Source organism: Massilia atriviolacea, assembly GCF_003953935.1.
GTDB lineage: Bacteria > Pseudomonadota > Gammaproteobacteria > Burkholderiales > Burkholderiaceae_D > Telluria_A > Telluria_A atriviolacea.
In genome coordinates this window covers 22796-41538 of sequence record NZ_RXLQ01000029.1, presented here as the reverse complement: position 1 = coordinate 41538, position 18743 = coordinate 22796, and the positions used below count along the sequence as shown (strand labels likewise).

The 18743-nt window shown below is 65.1% G+C and carries 18 protein-coding genes; 10 read left to right on the top strand and 8 right to left on the bottom strand.

Translation table 11 applies throughout. The features are described from left to right. Positions 1 to 101: 101 nt before the first annotated feature. Positions 102 to 932: an outer membrane protein assembly factor BamD gene (locus EJB06_RS30355; RefSeq protein WP_126077763.1), complete on the bottom strand. Its 831-nt coding sequence runs from the start codon at positions 930 to 932 to the stop codon at positions 102 to 104. 98 nt (positions 933 to 1030) lie between these two features. Between EJB06_RS30355 and EJB06_RS30350 the strand changes: the two genes are divergently transcribed. Together EJB06_RS30350 and pgeF are read left to right on the top strand one after the other, a co-directional pair. Further along, positions 1031 to 2047 (top strand): RluA family pseudouridine synthase, encoded by a 1017-nt coding sequence (locus EJB06_RS30350; protein WP_370660165.1) that lies wholly within the window; start codon positions 1031 to 1033, stop codon positions 2045 to 2047. Beyond that, the gene (gene pgeF / locus EJB06_RS30345; protein ID WP_126077761.1) at positions 2047 to 2835 is read left to right on the top strand and encodes a peptidoglycan editing factor PgeF; all 789 of its coding nucleotides are present in this window, start codon (positions 2047 to 2049) and stop codon (positions 2833 to 2835) included. Before EJB06_RS30350 ends, pgeF begins: the two co-directional genes overlap by 1 nt. Before the next feature lie 9 nt (positions 2836 to 2844). Here pgeF and EJB06_RS30340 read toward each other — a convergent pair whose 3' ends face one another. Next, positions 2845 to 3234, bottom strand: a complete 390-nt coding sequence (locus tag EJB06_RS30340) for a hypothetical protein (protein ID WP_126077760.1) — start codon at positions 3232 to 3234, stop codon at positions 2845 to 2847. On the opposite strand from EJB06_RS30340, the gene phaC reads away from it, so the two are divergent. From phaC to EJB06_RS30320, 4 genes are all read left to right on the top strand, one after another. Next, positions 3233 to 5023, top strand: a complete 1791-nt coding sequence (gene phaC / locus EJB06_RS30335; protein WP_126077759.1) for a class I poly(R)-hydroxyalkanoic acid synthase — start codon at positions 3233 to 3235, stop codon at positions 5021 to 5023. The two genes, EJB06_RS30340 and phaC, sit on opposite strands and share 2 nt — an antisense overlap. Positions 5024 to 5232: 209 nt before the next feature. Further along, positions 5233 to 5787 carry a polyhydroxyalkanoate synthesis repressor PhaR gene (gene phaR, locus EJB06_RS30330; protein WP_126077758.1) on the top strand — a complete coding sequence of 185 codons (555 nt, stop codon included), beginning with the start codon at positions 5233 to 5235 and terminating at the stop codon, positions 5785 to 5787. A gap of 165 nt (positions 5788 to 5952) precedes the next feature. Further along, positions 5953 to 7332, top strand: a complete 1380-nt coding sequence (gene rimO, locus EJB06_RS30325; RefSeq protein ID WP_126077757.1) for a 30S ribosomal protein S12 methylthiotransferase RimO — start codon at positions 5953 to 5955, stop codon at positions 7330 to 7332. Positions 7333 to 7394: 62 nt separating this feature from the next. Beyond that, a complete protein-coding gene (locus EJB06_RS30320; RefSeq protein WP_126077756.1) occupies positions 7395 to 8555 on the top strand; it encodes a cystathionine beta-lyase in 1161 nt (386 codons plus the stop codon). Between the two features lie 43 nt (positions 8556 to 8598). On the opposite strand, the gene EJB06_RS30315 is transcribed toward EJB06_RS30320, so the two are convergent. Together EJB06_RS30315 and trxC are read right to left on the bottom strand one after the other, a co-directional pair. Then, entirely contained in the window at positions 8599 to 8976 is a 378-nt protein-coding gene (locus tag EJB06_RS30315) for a DUF4870 family protein (protein ID WP_126077755.1), read from the bottom strand. Positions 8977 to 9051: 75 nt separating this feature from the next. Then, positions 9052 to 9495, bottom strand: coding sequence for a thioredoxin TrxC (trxC, locus tag EJB06_RS30310; protein ID WP_126077754.1), 444 nt, complete (start codon positions 9493 to 9495; stop codon positions 9052 to 9054). Positions 9496 to 9594: 99 nt separating this feature from the next. Between trxC and EJB06_RS30305 the strand changes: the two genes are divergently transcribed. After that, the gene (locus EJB06_RS30305) at positions 9595 to 10365 is read left to right on the top strand and encodes a DUF72 domain-containing protein (RefSeq protein ID WP_126077753.1); all 771 of its coding nucleotides are present in this window, start codon (positions 9595 to 9597) and stop codon (positions 10363 to 10365) included. On the opposite strand, the gene EJB06_RS30300 is transcribed toward EJB06_RS30305, so the two are convergent. Together EJB06_RS30300 and EJB06_RS30295 are read right to left on the bottom strand one after the other, a co-directional pair. Further along, entirely contained in the window at positions 10331 to 12526 is a 2196-nt protein-coding gene (locus EJB06_RS30300) for an ATP-binding protein (protein ID WP_126077752.1), read from the bottom strand. The two genes, EJB06_RS30305 and EJB06_RS30300, sit on opposite strands and share 35 nt — an antisense overlap. Positions 12527 to 12643: 117 nt before the next feature. Beyond that, positions 12644 to 12940 (bottom strand): hypothetical protein, encoded by a 297-nt coding sequence (locus EJB06_RS30295; protein WP_126077751.1) that lies wholly within the window; start codon positions 12938 to 12940, stop codon positions 12644 to 12646. 118 nt (positions 12941 to 13058) lie between these two features. Between EJB06_RS30295 and EJB06_RS30290 the strand changes: the two genes are divergently transcribed. Further along, entirely contained in the window at positions 13059 to 13457 is a 399-nt protein-coding gene (locus tag EJB06_RS30290) for a GFA family protein (RefSeq protein WP_126077750.1), read from the top strand. Between the two features lie 7 nt (positions 13458 to 13464). Here EJB06_RS30290 and EJB06_RS30285 read toward each other — a convergent pair whose 3' ends face one another. Further along, positions 13465 to 13902 (bottom strand): hypothetical protein, encoded by a 438-nt coding sequence (locus EJB06_RS30285; protein ID WP_126077749.1) that lies wholly within the window; start codon positions 13900 to 13902, stop codon positions 13465 to 13467. A 172-nt stretch (positions 13903 to 14074) separates the two neighbouring features. Here EJB06_RS30285 and EJB06_RS30280 point away from each other — a divergent pair, with 172 nt between their 5' ends. Together EJB06_RS30280 and EJB06_RS30275 are read left to right on the top strand one after the other, a co-directional pair. After that, positions 14075 to 16249: a serine/threonine-protein kinase gene (locus tag EJB06_RS30280; RefSeq protein ID WP_164558079.1), complete on the top strand. Its 2175-nt coding sequence runs from the start codon at positions 14075 to 14077 to the stop codon at positions 16247 to 16249. Next, the gene (locus tag EJB06_RS30275; RefSeq protein WP_126077747.1) at positions 16246 to 16890 is read left to right on the top strand and encodes a hypothetical protein; all 645 of its coding nucleotides are present in this window, start codon (positions 16246 to 16248) and stop codon (positions 16888 to 16890) included. The genes EJB06_RS30280 and EJB06_RS30275 overlap by 4 nt, the downstream gene beginning before the upstream one ends. Here EJB06_RS30275 and EJB06_RS30270 read toward each other — a convergent pair whose 3' ends face one another. Continuing rightward, positions 16891 to 18429, bottom strand: a complete 1539-nt coding sequence (locus EJB06_RS30270) for a sigma 54-interacting transcriptional regulator (protein WP_164558078.1) — start codon at positions 18427 to 18429, stop codon at positions 16891 to 16893. Between the last annotated feature and the right edge of the window lie 314 nt (positions 18430 to 18743).

Below are 18743 nucleotides of genomic sequence, written 5' to 3'. Positions count from 1 at the left end.
GTCCGATTGTCAGACCTGGCACCGGGGTGGACATCAAACTGGTGGGTAGGGCAACAAAAAACCGGGTTTCCCCGGTCTTTCAGGTCCTCGCCAACGCGCTGTTATCGGGCAGGACGGCTCGACTTGGCCCAGAATTTCCACCAGGCTTGCTCACCGGAATTCGGGTCGAGGTATTTGCTGTTCGGGTAGTTGCGCACGAAAATGCGCCTGGTGTCGTCGCGCAGCTCCGGCATGCCGAGCTTGTCGTAGTTGCGCATCATCAGGAACAGCGCTTCTTCGCGTGCCGGCGCGTCCTGGTAGTCCGCCACCGCCGCCATCGCCCGGTTCAGCGACGCCAGGTAGGCGCCACGGTCGTGGTAGTAGTTGGCCACGTGCACTTCGTACTGCGCCATCGCGTTCACCAGGTACTTCATGCGGGCGATCGAATCGGCTGCGTAGATGCTGTCGGGGAACTTGTCGACCAGGGCCTTGAAGGCGGCGAACGCTTCGCGCGTCGCTTTCGGGTCGCGCTCGGTCGGGTCCTGCTCGTACACGAAACTGAGGAAGCCGATCTGGTCGTTGAAGTTGATCAGCCCGCGCAGGTAGTACATATAGTCGACGTTGGGATGGTTCGGGTGCAGCTTGATGAAGCGCTCCACCGCCGCCAGCGCCTGCGCCTGGTCCTGGCTCTTGTAGTAAGCGTAGGCAATCTCCATCTGCGCCTGCGCTGCGTAATTGCCGAACGGGTAGTTGGTTTCGAGGCGCTCGAACAGCTTGATTGCCGCCTCGTAGTGACCACCCGCCATTTCTTCGCGTGCCTCAGCGTATAATTTCGTCACCGGCCAGTTTTTGGTCTCGTCGGTTTTTTCCGGCAACAAGCTGCAAGCGGATAAACCGAGCAGAAGAGTAGTAGCAACTGTACTGGCAACAACACGCGATAATTTTTTTTGCATAACTTTTTGCAAGAGAGTATTAACTGAGATTCAACGAAAGGCTGATTATAGCCGATGGGACTGCTGTGATATTAACTCCAACGCCGAATTCGGCGGATTTGCCCTTAGACCCCGATCTGGAGATCGACCTCGACGACGAAGCGGGTGACGAAGACGTCCCCGCCGCCCCCGGCATCGACCTCTCTCCGATCCACCTTGCGCTGACCCCGGAAGCCTGCGGTCACCGTTTGGACAAGGTCATCGCCGGCCTGGTTCCGCAATTTTCGCGCAGCCGCCTGCAACTCTGGTTCGACGCCGGCCACGTGCTGGTCGACGGCAAGCCCGCACGCGGCAAAGACACGGCCTATGGCGACGAAGCGGTCGTCATCCTGCCACAAAGCGCGCCGGAAGACGAGGCCTACACGCCGGAAGCGATGCCGCTGAACATTGTCTTCGAGGACGAGCATATCATCGTCATCAACAAACCGGCCGGACTGGTCGTGCATCCGGGCGCCGGCAACTGGGCCGGGACCCTGCTCAACGGCCTGCTGCACCATTGCCCGCAACTGGCCGGCGTGCCGCGCGCCGGCATCGTGCACCGGCTCGACAAGGACACCAGCGGGCTGATGGTGATCGGCAAGACCCTGGCGGCGCAAACCGACCTGGTGCGCCAGCTGCAGGCGCGCAGCGTCAAGCGCGAGTACTTTGCGCTGGTGTGGGGCACGCCGCAACTGAGCAGCACCATCGATGCCTCGATGGGCCGCCACCCGAAAGACCGCGTCAAGATGGCGGTGTCGACCAATTTTTCGGCCAAGCCGGCCATTACCCATTACCAGCGCATCGCCACCGGCATGTTGGACCGTCGTCCCGTCAGTCTGGTTCAATGCCAGCTGGAGACCGGCCGTACCCACCAGATCCGCGTGCACATGTTGTCGATCGGCTTTGCGCTGGTGGGCGACGCCGTGTACGGCAAGCAGCACCTGACGCCGGTATTCCCGCGCCAGGCGCTGCAGGCGCGCCGCCTGGGGCTGGTGCATCCGGAAACCGGCGAGGACATGGAGTGGATCGTGCCGCTGGCCGATGATTTTGCCGAACTGATCGCCCGCGCCGGGATTCCCGAGCCCGAGCAGGTCTGATGAGCGGCGTGCATGTCATCACGCCCGACTGGCCGGACCTGCCGGCCACGGTCGGGGCCATGGCGACCACGCGTAGCGGCGGCGTCAGTCCGGCGCCGTACGACGATGGCGCCGGCGGCGGTGGCTTGAACCTGGGCAACCATGTCGGCGACGATCCGGTGCTGGTCGGCCTGAACCGCGCGCGCCTGCGCCAGGCGCTGCCGGGCGAGCCGGCCTGGATTTCCCAGGTACACGGGGTGGGGGTGGTCGACGCCGCCACCGTGGAGCAAGGCCAGCCGGTACAGGTGGGCGACGCCAGCATTGCCGCCGCACCCGGGGTGGTGTGCGCGATCATGACGGCCGATTGCCTGCCGGTGCTGTTCGCCTCCATCGATGGCAAGGTGGTGGGCGCGGCCCACGCCGGCTGGCGCGGGCTGGCTGCCGGGGTGCTGGGCGAAACGGTAGCGTCCATGCGCGCATCCGGCGCCGGCGAGATCACCGCCTGGCTGGGGCCGGCGATCGGTCCGAGCCAGTTCGAGGTCGGCAGCGATGTGCTGGACAGTTTTGTCGGCGCCGCGCGCGATGCTGCCGAGGCGGCATCGATCACGCAAGCCTTCGCCGGACTGGCCGGCCATCCCGGCAAGTATCTGGCCGATATCTATCTGCTGGCGCGCATCGTGCTGGCACGCGATGGCGTGCACCGTGTTTCCGGCGGGACCTACTGCACTGCCAGCGAGCGCGGCCGCTTTTATTCCTACCGCCGCGACCATGTCACAGGCCGCCAGGCCAGCCTGATCTGGATTAAATAAGGCGCGGCCTCAGTCGCCGCCGCCGCCGCCGTCGCCAGCACCGCTGTCGCCGCCGTCGCTGCCGCTGTCATTGTCATTGTCGTTGTCGTTGTCGCGGCGGCCCCGCGAAGAGCGCAGGTGCTCGCGCTCGCCGGTGGCGTCGACACCGTCCGGCTGGCGTCCCGCGCGTAGGCGGCGCGCCATTTCTTCTTTCTGTGCGATCTTCATGCGCCGCATCCTGGACCCGGCGATGTACCAGACTATTGACAAAGGGAACACACAGTAGCCCAAAAAGGTCATAATCCCTGCGACAATACTGTGCTCGGTCAGCGCCATCAGTCCGACCACATAGATCCATGCAATAGCGACAAGCCACATACAACTTTCCTTGGAAAAGATTGAAACAATGAACGCAAACATGAATATGCCCGACCCGCAAGCGATGGCCTCCGCATGGATGTCGCAAATGACCGATCCGTCCGCCTGGCAGGCGATGTTCAAAGCCCCGGCCCTCGACGCCAGCCCGGTCGCCAGCCTGCTCAAGGACGCCGGCGCCACCATCCCGCCCCAGGCGCTGGAAACGCTGCGCAACGACTATCTGCAAAAGGCAGCGGGATTGTGGCAGGAATTTCTTTCTGGTAAAACCCCCGCGCTGGCCGACCGCCGTTTCGCCGCGCCGGAATGGCTGTCCAACCCGATGTCCGCCTTCAGTGCCGCATCATACCTGTTAAACGCCGAATTCCTGACCGCCATGGCCAATGCCGTCGAGGCCGGCCCGCGCGAACGCCAGAAGATCCGCTTCGCCGTGCAGCAGATGGTCGACGCCATGTCGCCGGCCAATTTCTTGGCGACCAATCCGGAAGCGCAGCAAAAGCTCATCGAAACCAAGGGCGAGAGCCTGACCCGCGGCCTGTCGAACATGTTGTCCGATATGCAGAAAGGGCGCATTTCGCTGTCCGACGAGTCGGCCTTCGAAGTGGGCCGCAACGTGGCCACCACGCCGGGCCAGGTGGTGTTCGAAAACCATCTGTTCCAGCTGATCCAGTACAGCCCGGCCACGCCGACCGTGCGCGAGGTGCCGCTGCTGATGATGCCGCCTTGCATCAACAAGTTCTACATCCTCGATTTGCAGCCCGAAAACTCGGTCGTGCGCTACGCGGTAGAGCAGGGCAACACCGTGTTCCTGGTCTCGTGGCGCAATCCGGATCCCTCGCTGGGCGGCACGACCTGGGACGATTACGTGGAAACCGGCGCGATCAAGGCGATCGAGGTCACGCGCGCCATTTCCGGCGCCGACAAGGTCAACGCCTTCGGCTTCTGCGTCGGCGGCACCATCATGAGCACGGCGCTGGCGGTGCTGGCCGCGCGCGGCCAACAGCCGGCCGCCAGCCTGACCCTGCTGACCACCTTGCTCGACTTCGAGGACACCGGCGTGCTGGAAGTGTTCATCGACGAGGCCCAGGTGGCCCTGCGCGAACAGGCGCTGGCCAAGGGCGGGCTGATGCCGGGACGCGACCTGGCGACGACCTTTTCCTCGCTGCGGCCGAACGACCTGGTGTGGAATTACGTGCAGTCGAACTATTTGAAGGGCAAGGAACCGCCGCCGTTCGACTTGTTGTACTGGAATTCGGACAGCACCAACCTGCCGGGGCCGATGTTTTGCTGGTATTTGCGCAATACCTACCTGGAAAACAGCCTCAAGCAGCCGGGCAAGCTGACCGTGGCCGGCTCCAGGGTCGACCTGGGCGCCATCGATGCGCCGGTGTTCGTGTACGGCTCGCGCGAAGACCATATCGTGCCGTGGAAGGCCAGCTATGCGTCGATGCATCTGCTCAATCCGGGCAAGGCGGGCGCCAACCGCTTCGTGCTGGGCGCGTCCGGGCACATTGCCGGCGTGATCAATCCGGCATCGAAAAACAAGCGCAGCTACTGGACCAACGATCCGGCGCCGGTCGCGGCACCGGCCAAGGGCAAGGGGAAAGCCAGGGCCAGGGTCGAGGGAGAGGCCGCGGCGGGCGCGGCGATTGCGCCGGCCGGGCAATGGCTCGACGGCGCCACCGAGCATGCGGGCAGCTGGTGGCCGGAATGGGCGGCGTTTTTGGCTGCCAACGGCGGCAAGGACGTCAGTGCTCCCAAGAAACCCGGGAATGCCGATTACCAGCCGATCGAGCCGGCGCCGGGCCGTTACGTGAAGGTGCGGGCCGACTGAGCCGTGCAATGAGGCCGGGCAACGGGCGTTGCCCGGTACTTACGGTTTGGGTGCGGCGCACTATTTGCTGCACACGGCCGCGTAAAGTGGTATTTTGGCGAATATCCACTCTATAATGCAAAAAGCAGGCCTGTCAGGAGCGGACCCCGGTCCGCTTTTTTTTCGTGATCAGTCAACATGCGCTGCGGCGCAATAAGTGGAACCTTGAGATGAGTAGTGCAAAAAAAAGTACGGAACGCCTGATCAAGAAGTACCCGAATCGTCGTCTGTACGATACCCAGACCAGTTCGTACATCACCCTGACCGACGTCAAGCAGCTCGTGCTCGACGCCGATGAGTTCACCGTGGTCGATGCCAAGACCAGCGAAGACCTGACCCGCAGCATCTTGCTGCAGATCATTCTGGAAGAAGAAGCGAACGGCGCGCCGATGTTTTCGAGCGGGGTGTTGTCGCAGATTATTCGCTACTACGGCCATGCCATGCAGGGGATGATGGGGTCTTACCTGGAGAAGAATGTCCAGGCGTTCACCGATATCCAGAACAAGTTCACCACCGGCTCGACCGGCGCCTTCGAAGGCAAGCCTTTCAGTCCGGAGATGTGGACCCAGTTCATGAATGTGCAGGGACCGATGATGCAGGGGATGATGAACAACTACATCGACCAGAGCAAGAACCTGTTCGTGCAGATGCAGGAGCAGATGCAGAGCCAGAGCAAGAGTATTTTCGGCGCGGCGTTTCCGTTCCCGCCGGTGGAGAAGAAGTAAGTCCGGCGTGATTGCCGCCGCCCTCGGCGGCGTCGTCCGCGCGCCCTCGGGGACGACGTCGCCGAGGGCGCTGGACCTTCAGGAGGCTGGCGGACGTTCAAACCACCAACTCCCCCTCCCAAACAGGTATAATCGCAGATTACCCTGCCTTATTGTGCCTCCATCATGTCCGAACTTCGCCGTATCCCCCTTCCTGCCGCCGCTCCCAAAGTCGGCTTTGTCTCGCTCGGTTGCCCCAAGGCGCTGGTCGACTCCGAACAGATCCTGACCCAGCTGCGCGCCGAAGGCTACGATACCGCAAAGTCCTATGAAGGCGCGGACCTGGTCATCGTCAACACCTGCGGCTTCATCGACGCCGCCGTGCAGGAATCGCTCGACGCCATCGGCGAAGCGCTGGCCGAAAACGGCAAGGTCATCGTCACCGGTTGCCTCGGCGCCAAGAAAGATGCCGCCGGCGACGACATCATCATGAAGGTGCACCCGAAAGTGCTGGCCGTGACCGGTCCCCACGCCCTCGGCGAAGTCATGGATTCGGTCCACCTGCACCTGCCCAAGCCGCACGAGCCGTTCTTCGACCTGGTGCCCTCGCAAGGCATCAAGCTGACCCCGAAACATTACGCTTACCTCAAGATTTCCGAAGGCTGCAATCACCGTTGCAGCTTCTGCATCATCCCGTCGATGCGCGGCGACCTCGTGTCGCGCCCGATCGCCGACCTGATGCTGGAAGCCGAAAACCTGTTCAAGGCCGGCGTCAAGGAACTGCTGGTCATTTCCCAGGACACCAGCGCCTACGGCGTCGACGTCAAGTTCCGCTCCGGTTTCTGGAACGGACGCCCGGTCAAGACCCACATGACGCAACTGGTCGAAGCGCTGGGCCAGCTGGCCGCGCAGTTCGGCGCCTGGGTGCGCCTGCACTACGTCTATCCGTATCCGCACGTCGACCAGGTCATCCCGATGATGAGCGGCGGCTCGGTCCTGCCTTACCTCGACATCCCGATGCAGCACGCCCATCCGGACGTGCTCAAGCGCATGAAGCGCCCGGCCAGCGGCGAAAAAAACCTCGACCGCATCCAGGCATGGCGCGCCATGAACCCGGACCTGACGATCCGCTCGACCTTCATCGCCGGCTTCCCGGGCGAGACCGAGGCCGAATTCGAATACCTGCTGGACTTCCTCAAGGAAGCCCAGATCGACCGCCTCGGCTGCTTTGCGTATTCGCCGGTGGAAGGCGCCACCGCCAACCTGCTCGACAATCCGGTGCCGGAAGAAGTGCGCGAAGAACGGCGCGGCCGCGTCATGCTGCTGCAGGAAGAAATCTCCGCCAAGCGCCTGCAGGCCAAGGTCGGCAAGACCATGCGCGTGCTGGTCGATGAAGTCGGCGGCAAGGAAGCCATCGGCCGCTCGTGGGCCGACGCGCCCGAAATCGACGGCGTGGTCCACATCAAGCGTTCGCTGGTACCGGGCAAGAAGCTCAGCGTCGGCGAATTCGCCGACGTCACCATCACCGCCGCCGACGCCCACGACCTCTGGGCATCGGTGGTCTAGTCCAACCCGGCTGGCACGGCCGAAGCAAGCGGCCGCGCCGCCACTGCAAAGCCGCCAGCCAGATGACGACCTCCCTCCAGACGCAACTGATCCACAACGCCTACGAGCCGCCCGCCGGCTTCGCGGCCTTTCCCACCCCGATCCATCATGCCTCGACGGTCCTGTTCAAGGACGTCGCGGCCATGCGCTCGGGCGACTGGAAAGACAAGAACGCCTATACCTACGGCCTGCACGGCACGCCCACCACCTTCACCCTGGAAGCGCGCCTGGCCGCCATCGAAGACGGCCAGTTCTGTCTGCTGGCGCCGAGCGGGCTGGCGGCCATCGCCATGGTCGACTTTGCGCTGCTCAAGAGCGGCGACGACGTGCTGCTGCCCGATAACGTCTACAACCCGAACCGCGAACTGGGGCGCTGGCTGAGCCAGGACTTCGGCGTCAGCGCGCGCTATTACGATCCCCTGATCGGGGCCGGCATCGCGCAACTCATGCAGCCTAATACCAGGTTGGTCTGGACCGAGGCGCCCGGCTCGGTGTCGATGGAAGTGCCCGACCTGCCGGCTATCTGCGCCGCGGCGCATGCGGCCGGCGCACTGGTGGCGCTGGATAACACCTGGTCGGCCGGGCTGGCGCTGCGCGGCTTCGAGCATGGGGTCGACATCGTCATGCAGGCGCTGACCAAGTACCAGTCGGGCGGTTCGGACGTGCTGATGGGCGCCGTAATCACGCGCGAGCGCGCGCTCAACGACCGCCTGGCGATGGCGCATATGCGGCTCGGCATGGGCGTGAGCGCCGACGACGCCTACCTGGTGCTGCGCGGCTTGAGCAGCATGAAGCTGCGCTTCGAGGCGCACGATGCGGCGGCGCGCAAGGTGGCGGCCTGGCTCAAGGCCCGTCCCGAAATAGCGCGGGTGCTGCATCCGGCCTTTGCCGACTGCCCGGGACACGCGCACTGGAAGCGCGACTTCACCGGCGCGGGCGGCCTGTTTTCGGTGGTGTTCGACGCGCGCTACAGCGAGGCGCAGACCGACCGCTTCGTCGACAGCCTGGCGCTGTTCGGGATCGGTTACAGCTGGGGCGGGGCGAACAGCCTGGTCATGCCGTACCGGATGCAGGCGATGCGCAAGGCGTGGAAGGATGCGGGAATACTGGTGCGCTTCAATATCGGGCTGGAAGATGCCGACGACCTGATCGCCGACCTGGCGCAGGGGCTGGCGCGGCTGTGATGGCGGCCTTCCCGCGCCCGGCGCGGGACGGCCGTATATAGCCTTAAGCCGGCATCGCCTGGTTTTTTTCCAGGTCGAAGAAGCCTTTCAGCAGGCGATACGCTTTCCAGATCCACGCCACGCCGCCGATGATCCAGGCGATGAACACGCCCAGGCCGAACAGCCAGCCCAGCGCCACCAGGAAAATGATGGCGACCACCATCCAGAAGACATACCACCAGAACGAGCGGATCATCCAGCTGTGATGGCTGTAGACGAAGGTGCCCTGGGCGTCGCCGCGCTTGATGTAGTTGACGATCAGCGGAATGATCGACAGCAGGCCCAGCGAGAAAACCAGTGCCAGCGCATGCACGATGTACAGAATGCGCGCCATGTTTTTATGTTCTTCCATATTCCGCTCCAAGGTCAGGTCTTGCGTCATGTTGCATGCTCCTTTAGCAATGTGACCCGATTGTAGCAGTCCCGCCGCGCCCGATCCGCAACTTTTGCATGCATATCATGCGTGCCGCATCAGCGCATCGACCCAGGACACGATACCGTTGACATCCATCGCGCCCGGCTGGCGCGCCACTTCGCGGCCGTTGCGAAACAGCGCCAGCGTGGGGATGCTGCGGATGTTGTAGCGCGCCGCCAGGTCCTGCAGATGCTCGGTATCGACCTTGAGCAGGCGCACGCGCGGCTCCAGCCGCCTGGCCGCCTGCAGATAGGCCGGCGCCATCATCTTGCACGGCCCGCACCATTCGGCCCAGAAGTCGACCAGCACCGGAATGTCGTTGCGTTCGATATGCTTGTTGAAGCGCGCCGTGTTGACGTCGATCGGCGCGCCCACGAACAGCTCCTTGGCGCACTTGCCGCACACCGGCGTGTCGTTCAGGCGCTCGCGGGCCAGCCGGTTGACCGCTTCGCAATGCGGGCAGACGATGTGGACGGGGTCGGTCATGGAATCCTCCTGCGGACAGATTGGTAAAACGCCATTGTAGACCGGGCGCCGTCCAAGCGTGTTCGGCCTCGCGCGCGCGGGCTGCTACACTTTCCCGCCATGAGAACCGAACCACTTCAAGCGCCCGGCGTGCTGCGCATCGGCTGCGCCGGCTGGGCCATCTCGCGCGAGGCGGCCGCCGCCTTCGATACCGAAGGCAGCCACCTGGAGCGCTATGCGCGCGTGCTCGGCACTGTCGAAATCAACTCGTCCTTCTATCGTCCGCACCAGGCCAAGACCTACGCGCGCTGGGCCGCCAGCGTGCCGCCGGCGTTCCGCTTCGCGGTCAAGCTGCCGCGCACCATCACGCACGATGCGGGCCTGGCCGGCATCGACCCGCTGCTCGACCGGTTCGCCGGCGAGGCAAGCGCGCTGGGCGAAAAACTCGGTTGCCTGCTGGTGCAGCTGCCCTCCGCATCCGCCTTCGACAGCGCCATCGCCGGCGACTTTTTCGCGCGCGTGAGCGAGCGCTTCGGCTGCATGGTCGCCTGCGAAGCGCGCCATCCGAGCTGGTTCGGCGAGGATGCGACCGAGCTGCTGCGGCGCTGCGGCATCACGCGCGTGATCGCCGATCCGGCCAAGGGGCAGGAGGGGCCGCACGTGCCGACCACGCAGGCGATCTATGTGCGCCTGCACGGCGCGCCGCGCATCTACTATTCCTCGTATTCGCCGGACTACATCGCGCAGCTGGCGCGCGACATGGCGATCCATGCGCGCCAGGGGCGCGACGTCTGGGTGGTCTTCGATAACACGGCGTCCGGCGCCGCGCTGCCGAATGCGCTCGACCTGCAGGCGCTCATGCCAGCGCCTGGTCCAGGTCTTCCAGCCTGATCGGCTTGGTGAAGTGGCGCGCAAACCCGGCGTCGACCGCCTGGGTGCGGTCCTTCTCGCTGCCGTAGCCGGTCAGCGCAATGAGTTCGATGGCGGCGGTGCGGGCGTCGGCCTTGAGCGCGCGCGCCAGCGCGTAGCCATCCATGCCGGGCAGGCCGATATCGATGAAGGCCAGTTCCGGTTGCGCGGCCAGCGCGCTGGCGATCGCCTCCGGCCCGCTGGCGGCGCTGACCACGTCGCAGGAACGCAGTTGCAGCAGCATCGACATCATCTCGCGCGCATCCGGGTTGTCTTCCACCAGCAGCACGCGGCGCAGGCGTGAGGCTGCGGCACTTGCGGCCGCAGGGGCTGCGGGCGCGGGGCCGGCCAGGCGCGGCAGGGTGACGGTGGCGGTGCTGCCCTTGCCGCTGCCTTCGCTGTCGATGCGCACGAAGCCGCCGTGCAGCTCGACCAGGCGGCGCACCAGCGACAGGCCGATCCCCAGCCCGCCGTGCGCGCGTTGCAGGCTTTGCTTGCCCTGCACGAAAATATCGAACACGTGCGGCAGCAGCTCGGGCGCGATACCCAGGCCCGAGTCGCGCACCGAAAACTCCGCCGCGTCGCCCACCTGGCGCACGGTCAGTGCGATCTCGCCGCCGCCCGGACTGTACTTGATGGCGTTGTCGAGCAGGTTGTCGATGATTTGCAGCAGCCGGGTCGGGTCGGCGTTGACCGTCGCCGGCACGCTGTCGACGCGCACCGTGAAGGCCGCCGTGCGCCCGCTGGCCTTGAGCGTATCGACGCAGCGCTGCACCACCTCGGCCAGGTCGACCGGCGCTTTTTGCAGTTCCAGCTTGCCCATCAGGGCGCGATTGACTTCGAGCAGGTCGTCGACCAGCTTGCGCAGGTGGTCGGTCTGGCGCCGCAGCACGTCGCGCGCGCGCTGGGCCATGGCGTCGTCGACCTGGCGCGCGTTGTCGAGGATCGACACGGCGCTGGCCACCGCGCTGAGCGGGTTGCGCAGTTCGTGGCCGAGCATGGCCAGGAATTCGTCCTTGGCCGCGTTCTGCTCTTCGGCGCGGGCGCGCGCGGTTTTTTCGGACACCAGCAGGGCATTGCGCTCGCTTTCGGCGTCGCTGCGCGAGCGCATTTCGGCCTGCAGGCGGTCGCTCGCTTCGCGGATCGCGATGTTCAGCCGTTCCAGTTCGTGGATGCCGGAGCGCGGCAGTTCGCGCACTTCGCCGCCCTGGCCGAGCAGGGCGGCCGCCTGCGAGGCGCGCGCCACGAAGCGCACCAGGTGGCGTCCGGCCAGCATGGCCAGCGCCAGCGCCGCCACCAGGGCGATCACCAGGCCGGCGCTCATGAACGGCACCCCGCGCCAGACGGCCGCGTTGATTTCGTCGACCGGCGCGCCGATCACGATCGACCAGTTGGAGCGCTCGGAGCGGGTGAAGGCGTCCACCACTTCCCTGTTGTCGCCAGACAGATGGGTAAATACGCCGCTGCGGGTCTTGTTGATGACGGCCAGCGTGTCGGGGCGGACCGAACGGCCGACGAATTTGTCGGCGTTCTCGCTGCGCGCGATGATGATGCCGGCGCTGTCGAGGATCGCCACGCGCCAGCCCGGCGGCAGGGCGCGGCCGGTAAACGAGTGCGCAAAAAACGCCGGCGAAAACGCCTGTCCGATCACGTAGCGCTGCCCGGACGGGGTCCGGATCGGCTCTTCCACCATGACGAAGTGGTTTTTCAGCACCTCGCCCCACTTGATGCCGGTGACCTGGCCCCGGCCCGAGGCCAGCATGGTGCCGATCTGCTCGGGATCGGGGCGCTTCGGCAGCTCGACGCCATACTGGCGGCGCGTGTTGAGCAGTTGCTGGCCGCCGGTGTCGTACAGGATAATCCAGCCGCCCGGCGCGGCGCTCGCTTCGCGCGCTTCTTCATAGAAGCGCTGCAGGTCGCCCTGCGCCAGCGCGTGCGAGCGGCCGAGCACCTTGAGCACCGACTGGGCGCGGTAAATATCGGCGTCGACGGCGCGCGCGGTCAGGATGGCGCTCTGTTCGATGCGGCCGATGGCGGAACTGTGCTGGGTATCCTGCAGCACGTGCAGCGCGATGCCGCCGAAGACGGCGAGCGGAACGACGATCGAGAGGGCCAGGACGAGGTAATGGGAACGCAGGCGCATCAGTGGACGGTGCCGCGAACGTGGACAGGATGGGGTGCTGGCATGGATGGGTGGGGCTGGGTGAGGGGAGCAAGGCGCGATTTTACCGCAGCCGCCGGCGCGCCCCCGCACATGGCGTCAGCGTCCGCCGCCGCGCAGCCGGCGCTGCTCCACCTGCTGCACCGCCCGCGGCAGCGTCGCGCGCCACAGGGCCAGGCCGGCCAGGCTGGCGCCGCCGCACAGCCAGCCGCGCAGGTCCAGGGTCGGTTGCGAGGACAGGAACCACATCATCGCGACCATGCCGCCGATGGTCAGGAGCATGCCGGCCAGCGCCGCGTAGGCGCGCCAGTTGGCGGCATGGGCTTGGGCGACCGTGCTCAGGGTCAGGGCGATCTGCTGGGTGATGTTCATGCTGGCAAGCATACAAGCTGGCATGGTGCTTGTCCATCGCAAGCGGGTGGCGCGATCGCGGCGCTTGCTGGTACACTCATGCGGGATGCTTAACTGAAACTTAAATGAACACCAGGCGACTTGGCGGGGCGGTGAACTGACGATGAAAACGTATCAAGGAAGTTGCCATTGCGGCGCGGTGCGCTTCGAGGCCGATATCGACTTGAGCGCGGAAACCTTGCGCTGCAATTGTTCTCTGTGTAAGAAGATCCGCTGGTGGGCGGCCATCGTGAAGCCGGAATCGTTCCGCCTGCTGTGCGGCGCCTCCGAGCTGGGCGACTACCAGTTCCAGCGGCGGGTCGAGCACCACCTGTTTTGCCGCCACTGCGGCGTGCGCCCGTTCGGCATCGGCCAGTCGGCCCGGCTCGGCAAGTTTTACGGCGTGAACGTGGCCTGCCTGGACGGCGTGACCGACGAGGAATTGTCGTGGGTGCCGATCCGCTACGTGGATGGACGCAACGACGAGTGGGACAAGCCGCCCGCCGAAACGGGCTACCTGTAAGCGGCCATCAACGATGGCGCCAGCCGCGCCGTCCGTAGCCGTGGCCCCAGCCGGTGCCCACATGGGCGCTGCCGAATCCATGCCGGCCCCACGAGCGGCCGAAGCCGAACCCCAGGCTCAGCGAGACTGGCGGATACCACAACGGTTCCTCGATGTACACCGGCGCCGGTACATACACCGGCTGCTGCACGTAGACCGGCGCCGGCACGTAGACCGGCTGGGTCACCGTGACCGGACGCGAGGAATACTCGACGCGCGAGCCGTTGGGCGAGGCCGCCGCCACCCTGTCGCCGGTACCGGGCGCAACCGGCGTCACCGACACCACGCGCCATTGCGAGGGATCGGATGGCTGCGCATAGCCGCGGTTGGCGTAGCCTGGCGACGAAGGGTAGGTGGCGCAGCCGCCCAGCGCGACCAGCGTTCCGATAAGCAAGAGGTTTTTCATGGCAAGGGACTCCTTATTCCGATCCGATCACTATAGGCAAACGGCGCATGCCGGCGCTGCTACTTACACCTTGTTACACTCATGACAAGACATGAAACTTTTTTGTCATTGACTCCCTCGTGCAGGTACACTACGGAAATGTTTTTGCAACTAACATAACGTGGAGCGCAATTTGCAGCATGAAGAGCAGGAACTCGGTCATTATCAACTGAAGCGATTGTTGGGCGAGGGCGGCTTCGGGCAGGTATACGAAGCGTGGGATTCCAAACTCCAGCGTATTATCGCCATCAAGCGGCTCAAGCCGCAACTGCTTTCCACGCGACCAGACAACCTGCTCGACGAGGCACGTCTCGCCGCGTCCCTGCGCCACCCGAGCTTCGTGCGCATCTTCTCGATCGAGGGCGACGCCGCCGAGCAATCGATCGTCATGGAATTCGTCGACGGCTGCACCCTGCGCGAAGCGGGCAAGCGCGGGCCGATGCCGCAAGCCCAGGTGCTCGACATCGTCAGCCAGGTGGCCGAGGCCATGCGCGAAGCGCATGACGCCAAGCTCATTCACGGCGACATCAAGCCGGCCAACCTGATGCTCGAACCGGGCGGCAAGGTGCGCATCATGGACTTCGGCCTGGCGCGCAAGATCGACCCGCAAGCGACCGAATCGGTGGTGATCGACCAGACCGAAGGCACCATCGCCTACCTGGCGCCGGAGCTGATGATGGGTTCCACGCTCAGCGCGCAAAGCGATGTGTACGCGCTCGGCGTGGTGATGTACGAACTGCTGACCGGCACGCGCCCGTTTTCGCACCTGAGCGGGCTGGCGCTGGCGGCGGCCCATATCCAGTCCTCGTCCAACGTGTGGCCGTTTCCGCCGGATGTCTCGCCCGCTGTGGTGGCGCTCGTGCGCGCCATGACGGCGCGCCATGTGCCGGAGCGGCTCGGGTCGATGCAGGCGGTCAGCGCGGCCGTCGCTGCGCTCGGCGGCGAGCCGTCGGATCCGCCGGCCTTGCCTGCGTCGCCGCCGGTGCGCTCGCTCAGGAGCCGCGCGGCGGCCTTGCTGCTCAAAACGCCGGCGCGCCGCTACGCGCTGATCGCCGCCGCCGTCGCGGCCTGCGCCATCGGCGCCAGGCAGGTGGCGATCTCGTCCGAGTGGTTCGAACGGCACACGCCCTTCTTTTCCGAATCGGCGGCCATGCAGGGCGGACTGGCGGCGCTGAAGAATTTCGACCGCGACGAAAACCTCGATCTGGCGATTCGCCACTTCACTTCGATTCTCGACCGCCAGCCCGATCATGCCGCCGCGGCGGCCGGCGTGTCGCTGGCTTACGCGTTTCGCCACACGGGGGACACGCGCGACGATGTCTGGCTGCAGCGTGCCGACGCCAGCGCCCAGCTTGCGCTGAAACTGAACGACCAGCTGGCCCTGGCGTACGCGGCGCAGGGCGTCGTCCGGATGGGACAGCAACGCGACGCGGAAGCGCTCGATTTTGCCGACAAGGCGTTGCGGCTCGATCCGATGAACCGCTTCGGATTGATCCTCAAGGGCGATGCCCTGACGCGCATGCGGCGCTATCCCGAGGCGGAGCAAACGCTGCTTGACGCGCTGCGCATGTATGGGCGCGACCATCTGTTTGTCGACCTGTTGGGGACGCTTTACCATAACCAGGGCAAGTATCCGGCGGCGGAGCAATCCTTTCGCCGCAGCATCGCCCTGGAGCCGGATGCGGTGATCGCCTATGCCAACCTGAGTTCGGCGCTGTTGCGCCAGAACCGGTCGGATGAAGCGCTGCAAGTGTTGCAGCAGGGGCTACAGGTTCGCCCGAGCGGCCGGCTCTACAACAACCTCGGACACGTCCTGTTCAATCGCGGTGATTATGTTGGCGCCGCGCAAGCGTTTGAGGAATCGGTTTCTGGCACAAAAGGCAACCCCAACGACTACTTGCGCTGGGCTAACCTGGGCGATACCCTGCGCTGGATACCCGGACGCACCGCCGCGTCGAACAATGCATATCGCCAGGCCGTGAATCTATTGAAACCGCTGCTTGAGCGCTCTGGGTCGAAACCGGTGCTGATGTCCCGCATGGGCTTGTATTCGGCGCGTCTGGGAGACCGCGAGGCCGCCATCGAGTACACCCGCCGGGCGCTCAAGGCCGACCCGGGCAATGCGGATGTCCGCTTCCGCGCCGCCATGGCGCACGAAATCATGGGTGACCGGGACGCTGCCCTGGCTGAGTTGACGATCGCGCAAGAGCGCGGTTATCCCGCCAGCCTGATCCGGTCCGAGCCCGACCTGACCGCGTTGCGGCGCGATTCCCGCTATATCCAATCCACCACCAAAGGCGAAAAATGAAAAAACCGACATCGATGCTACTGGAAGCGAACTTCGATATTAACCAGATCGGCGAGACCCTGGAATGGAAGTTCAGCCGTAAGGACGGCAACGGCAATCCCGTCAAGGGCCGCTATGCCGGCTCCATCTACTTCACGATCGGCGAGCGGATGCATGTACGCATCCGCGCCGGCGGTTACGAGAAATTCGAGTCGTTCCAGGTGCTCGACTGCACCCTGATCACGCGTCCTCAGATTCGTTCGATTGCGCCGGGCATGCTGCCGACATATGCGCCGCCATCGCCATTTATCGATAATGAGCATGTCAGCATCAAAGGCGCCAGCGTACAGATCCCTGCGCAGCAGTTCTCGCGTGACAAGGCCGACAGCGATGATCCCCACTATTACAAAAAAGCGCTCAAATGGGATAACCATCTGACTGTGGGCACCTGTACCGGGCGTTGGGAAGTCTCCTTCGTCCTCACCGTGCTCATCACCCGCGCCTCCGGCGAGACGACCGAGCGCGTCTTCGTGTTCGATCCGGAAAGCGAGGTTGGCGGCGGGGTCGCACCAACCATCGCGGCGCTCAATCCGGACGCTGCGGCGGACGAAGTCGCGTGCATGCCGGAAAGCGAAGTGGGCGGCGGCGTAGCGCCGGCCTGATCAGACCTGCGCGGGGCTGGCATCGAGTCCCAGCACGCGCAAATGGCGGCGCAGCGCCTCGCTCGGGTTTTTCAGGCGCGAGGCGCACAGCGCCAGGTCGCCGCCATGGGCGCGCAGGGCGGCGTCGAGTTCCTCGCGCGGGATCAGGGCCGCCGGCCGGATCGCCGGATGCGCTTCGATCAGCTTGTACAAGGACGGCCGTGACAAACCCAGCTGCTGGGCCGCGCCGCTGATCTGCCAGCCGTGTTCTTCCAGCGCGCCGAGCAGGTCGTCGTTGCTGATCTCGGCCAGCTTGCGCCGTGGCGCGGCATCGGCCGGGTTTTTCAGGCTGGCGCTGCGCGGCTGTTCGGCCGACATGGCGTAGCCGGCGCCGGCCGAACGCGGCGCCGCCGGCGCATGCACATACTGCGACAGCACCGGGCGCTCGCCCGCCTGCAGCGCCATCACCATGCGCCGCGCCACATTCGCCAGCTGGCGGATATTGCCCGGCCAGTCGTAATTACACATCTCGCTCACCAGCGCCGGCGGAAACGCGGCAATCTCGGCCGCGGACAAGTCGCAGCCCTTGAGCATGTGCGCCAGCAGCAGGCCGATATCCTCGCGCCGCTCGCGCAGGGTCGGCACCCGGATCACGAACGCTTCCATGCGGCGCAGCAAAGGCTGGTTGAAGCCGCGCGCGTCCAGGTCCTGGTCGGTGGCGGCGATCAGGCGCGCCGTGGTGCGCGCATCGGCGCTGGCGCCGAGCGGGCGGTAGCAGCCCGTTTCCAGCACCCGCAGCAGCATCGGCTGCACCGACGCCGGCGTATCGCCCAATTCGTCGAGGAACAGGGTGCCGCCGTCGGCCTCGGCGAACAAACCCTGGCGCGGCGCCTGCGCGCCCGTGTAGGCGCCCTTGACCGCGCCGAACAGGTCGGCCGCCGCCAGCGATTCGCTCAGGGTCGCCATGTTCACGGCCACCAGCGGATTGGCGCTGCGCTTGCTGGCCTGGTGGATGGCGCGCGCCGCCACATCCTTGCCGGTGCCGGTTTCGCCCAGCAGCAGCACAGCCAGGTCGGTGCCCGCCACCTGTCGGATCAGCTCGCGCGTGGCGATGGCGCCGCTGCTCACGCCCAGCAAACCGGGGAACAGGTTGGGGCGCGGGAAACTCGTCATCCAATGCAGGCACAGCAGTACCTGGCCGCCCAGGCCCAGCACCACGCCGGCGCCGATGTCGTCGCGTGTAAAGTGGCGCGTGCCGGCCAGCAGCGCGCCGTTGACCTCGAGCGCCATGCGGCTGTCGGGCGCGACCAGGTCGACGCTGTCGTCGGCGTTGCGGCGTACCGTCAGCGGCGCGCGCGCAATGGCGCGGTGGCCGAGCGCGATGCCATCCTGGCCGGGCCGGAAAAACAGCGGCGTATAGCGGCACACCTCGATCGCGCCTTCCTCGGCCGGGCCGAGGAACTGCTCGCCGATGCGTTCGGTGTCCGGATGCCACAGGATCGTCAGGCCGAGCAAGGCACTTGTGATGCCATTCTTTTGCGAGAAAAGCTGCGTCGTCAACGTGTTATCAACATCATTCACCAGAGGGCTCCATGGTACAGCGTTTAGTAATTGCCAATTATAGAGCAAGGCTATCCATTGTTGACATGTAAAGAGGCGTACGCTTACACGTGTTTGACACGTCGGGTGTCGAAGTCGCGCTACGCACCGTTGCGCCATCTTTCCGTGCGACATGTAAATTCGGCGGGATTTACATGCTCGTTGACATGTGTTGAGGCAAGGAACACCCAGTTTGCATGTCATATTCCCCCTATTATCAGCTTGGCACGCTAGTTGCTAAGTATGTCATCACGGCCCTGTCGGGCAGGAAGAAG

What these genes read in the sequence shown, in the direction of transcription:
- EJB06_RS30305 (WP_126077753.1), top strand. Translation starts at nt 9,595, where the DNA reads ATGAGAACCGAACCACTTCAAGCGCCCGGCGTGCTGCGCATCGGCTGC.
- trxC (WP_126077754.1), bottom strand. Translation starts at nt 9,495, where the DNA reads ATGACCGACCCCGTCCACATCGTCTGCCCGCATTGCGAAGCGGTCAAC.
- pgeF (WP_126077761.1), top strand. Translation starts at nt 2,047, where the DNA reads ATGAGCGGCGTGCATGTCATCACGCCCGACTGGCCGGACCTGCCGGCC.
- EJB06_RS30340 (WP_126077760.1), bottom strand. Translation starts at nt 3,234, where the DNA reads ATGTTTGCGTTCATTGTTTCAATCTTTTCCAAGGAAAGTTGTATGTGG.
- rimO (WP_126077757.1), top strand. Translation starts at nt 5,953, where the DNA reads ATGTCCGAACTTCGCCGTATCCCCCTTCCTGCCGCCGCTCCCAAAGTC.
- EJB06_RS30320 (WP_126077756.1), top strand. Translation starts at nt 7,395, where the DNA reads ATGACGACCTCCCTCCAGACGCAACTGATCCACAACGCCTACGAGCCG.
- EJB06_RS30275 (WP_126077747.1), top strand. Translation starts at nt 16,246, where the DNA reads ATGAAAAAACCGACATCGATGCTACTGGAAGCGAACTTCGATATTAAC.
- EJB06_RS30315 (WP_126077755.1), bottom strand. Translation starts at nt 8,976, where the DNA reads ATGACGCAAGACCTGACCTTGGAGCGGAATATGGAAGAACATAAAAAC.
- phaC (WP_126077759.1), top strand. Translation starts at nt 3,233, where the DNA reads ATGAATATGCCCGACCCGCAAGCGATGGCCTCCGCATGGATGTCGCAA.
- EJB06_RS30290 (WP_126077750.1), top strand. Translation starts at nt 13,059, where the DNA reads ATGAAAACGTATCAAGGAAGTTGCCATTGCGGCGCGGTGCGCTTCGAG.
- EJB06_RS30355 (WP_126077763.1), bottom strand. Translation starts at nt 932, where the DNA reads ATGCAAAAAAAATTATCGCGTGTTGTTGCCAGTACAGTTGCTACTACT.
- EJB06_RS30300 (WP_126077752.1), bottom strand. Translation starts at nt 12,526, where the DNA reads ATGCGCCTGCGTTCCCATTACCTCGTCCTGGCCCTCTCGATCGTCGTT.
- phaR (WP_126077758.1), top strand. Translation starts at nt 5,233, where the DNA reads ATGAGTAGTGCAAAAAAAAGTACGGAACGCCTGATCAAGAAGTACCCG.
- EJB06_RS30295 (WP_126077751.1), bottom strand. Translation starts at nt 12,940, where the DNA reads ATGCCAGCTTGTATGCTTGCCAGCATGAACATCACCCAGCAGATCGCC.
- EJB06_RS30285 (WP_126077749.1), bottom strand. Translation starts at nt 13,902, where the DNA reads ATGAAAAACCTCTTGCTTATCGGAACGCTGGTCGCGCTGGGCGGCTGC.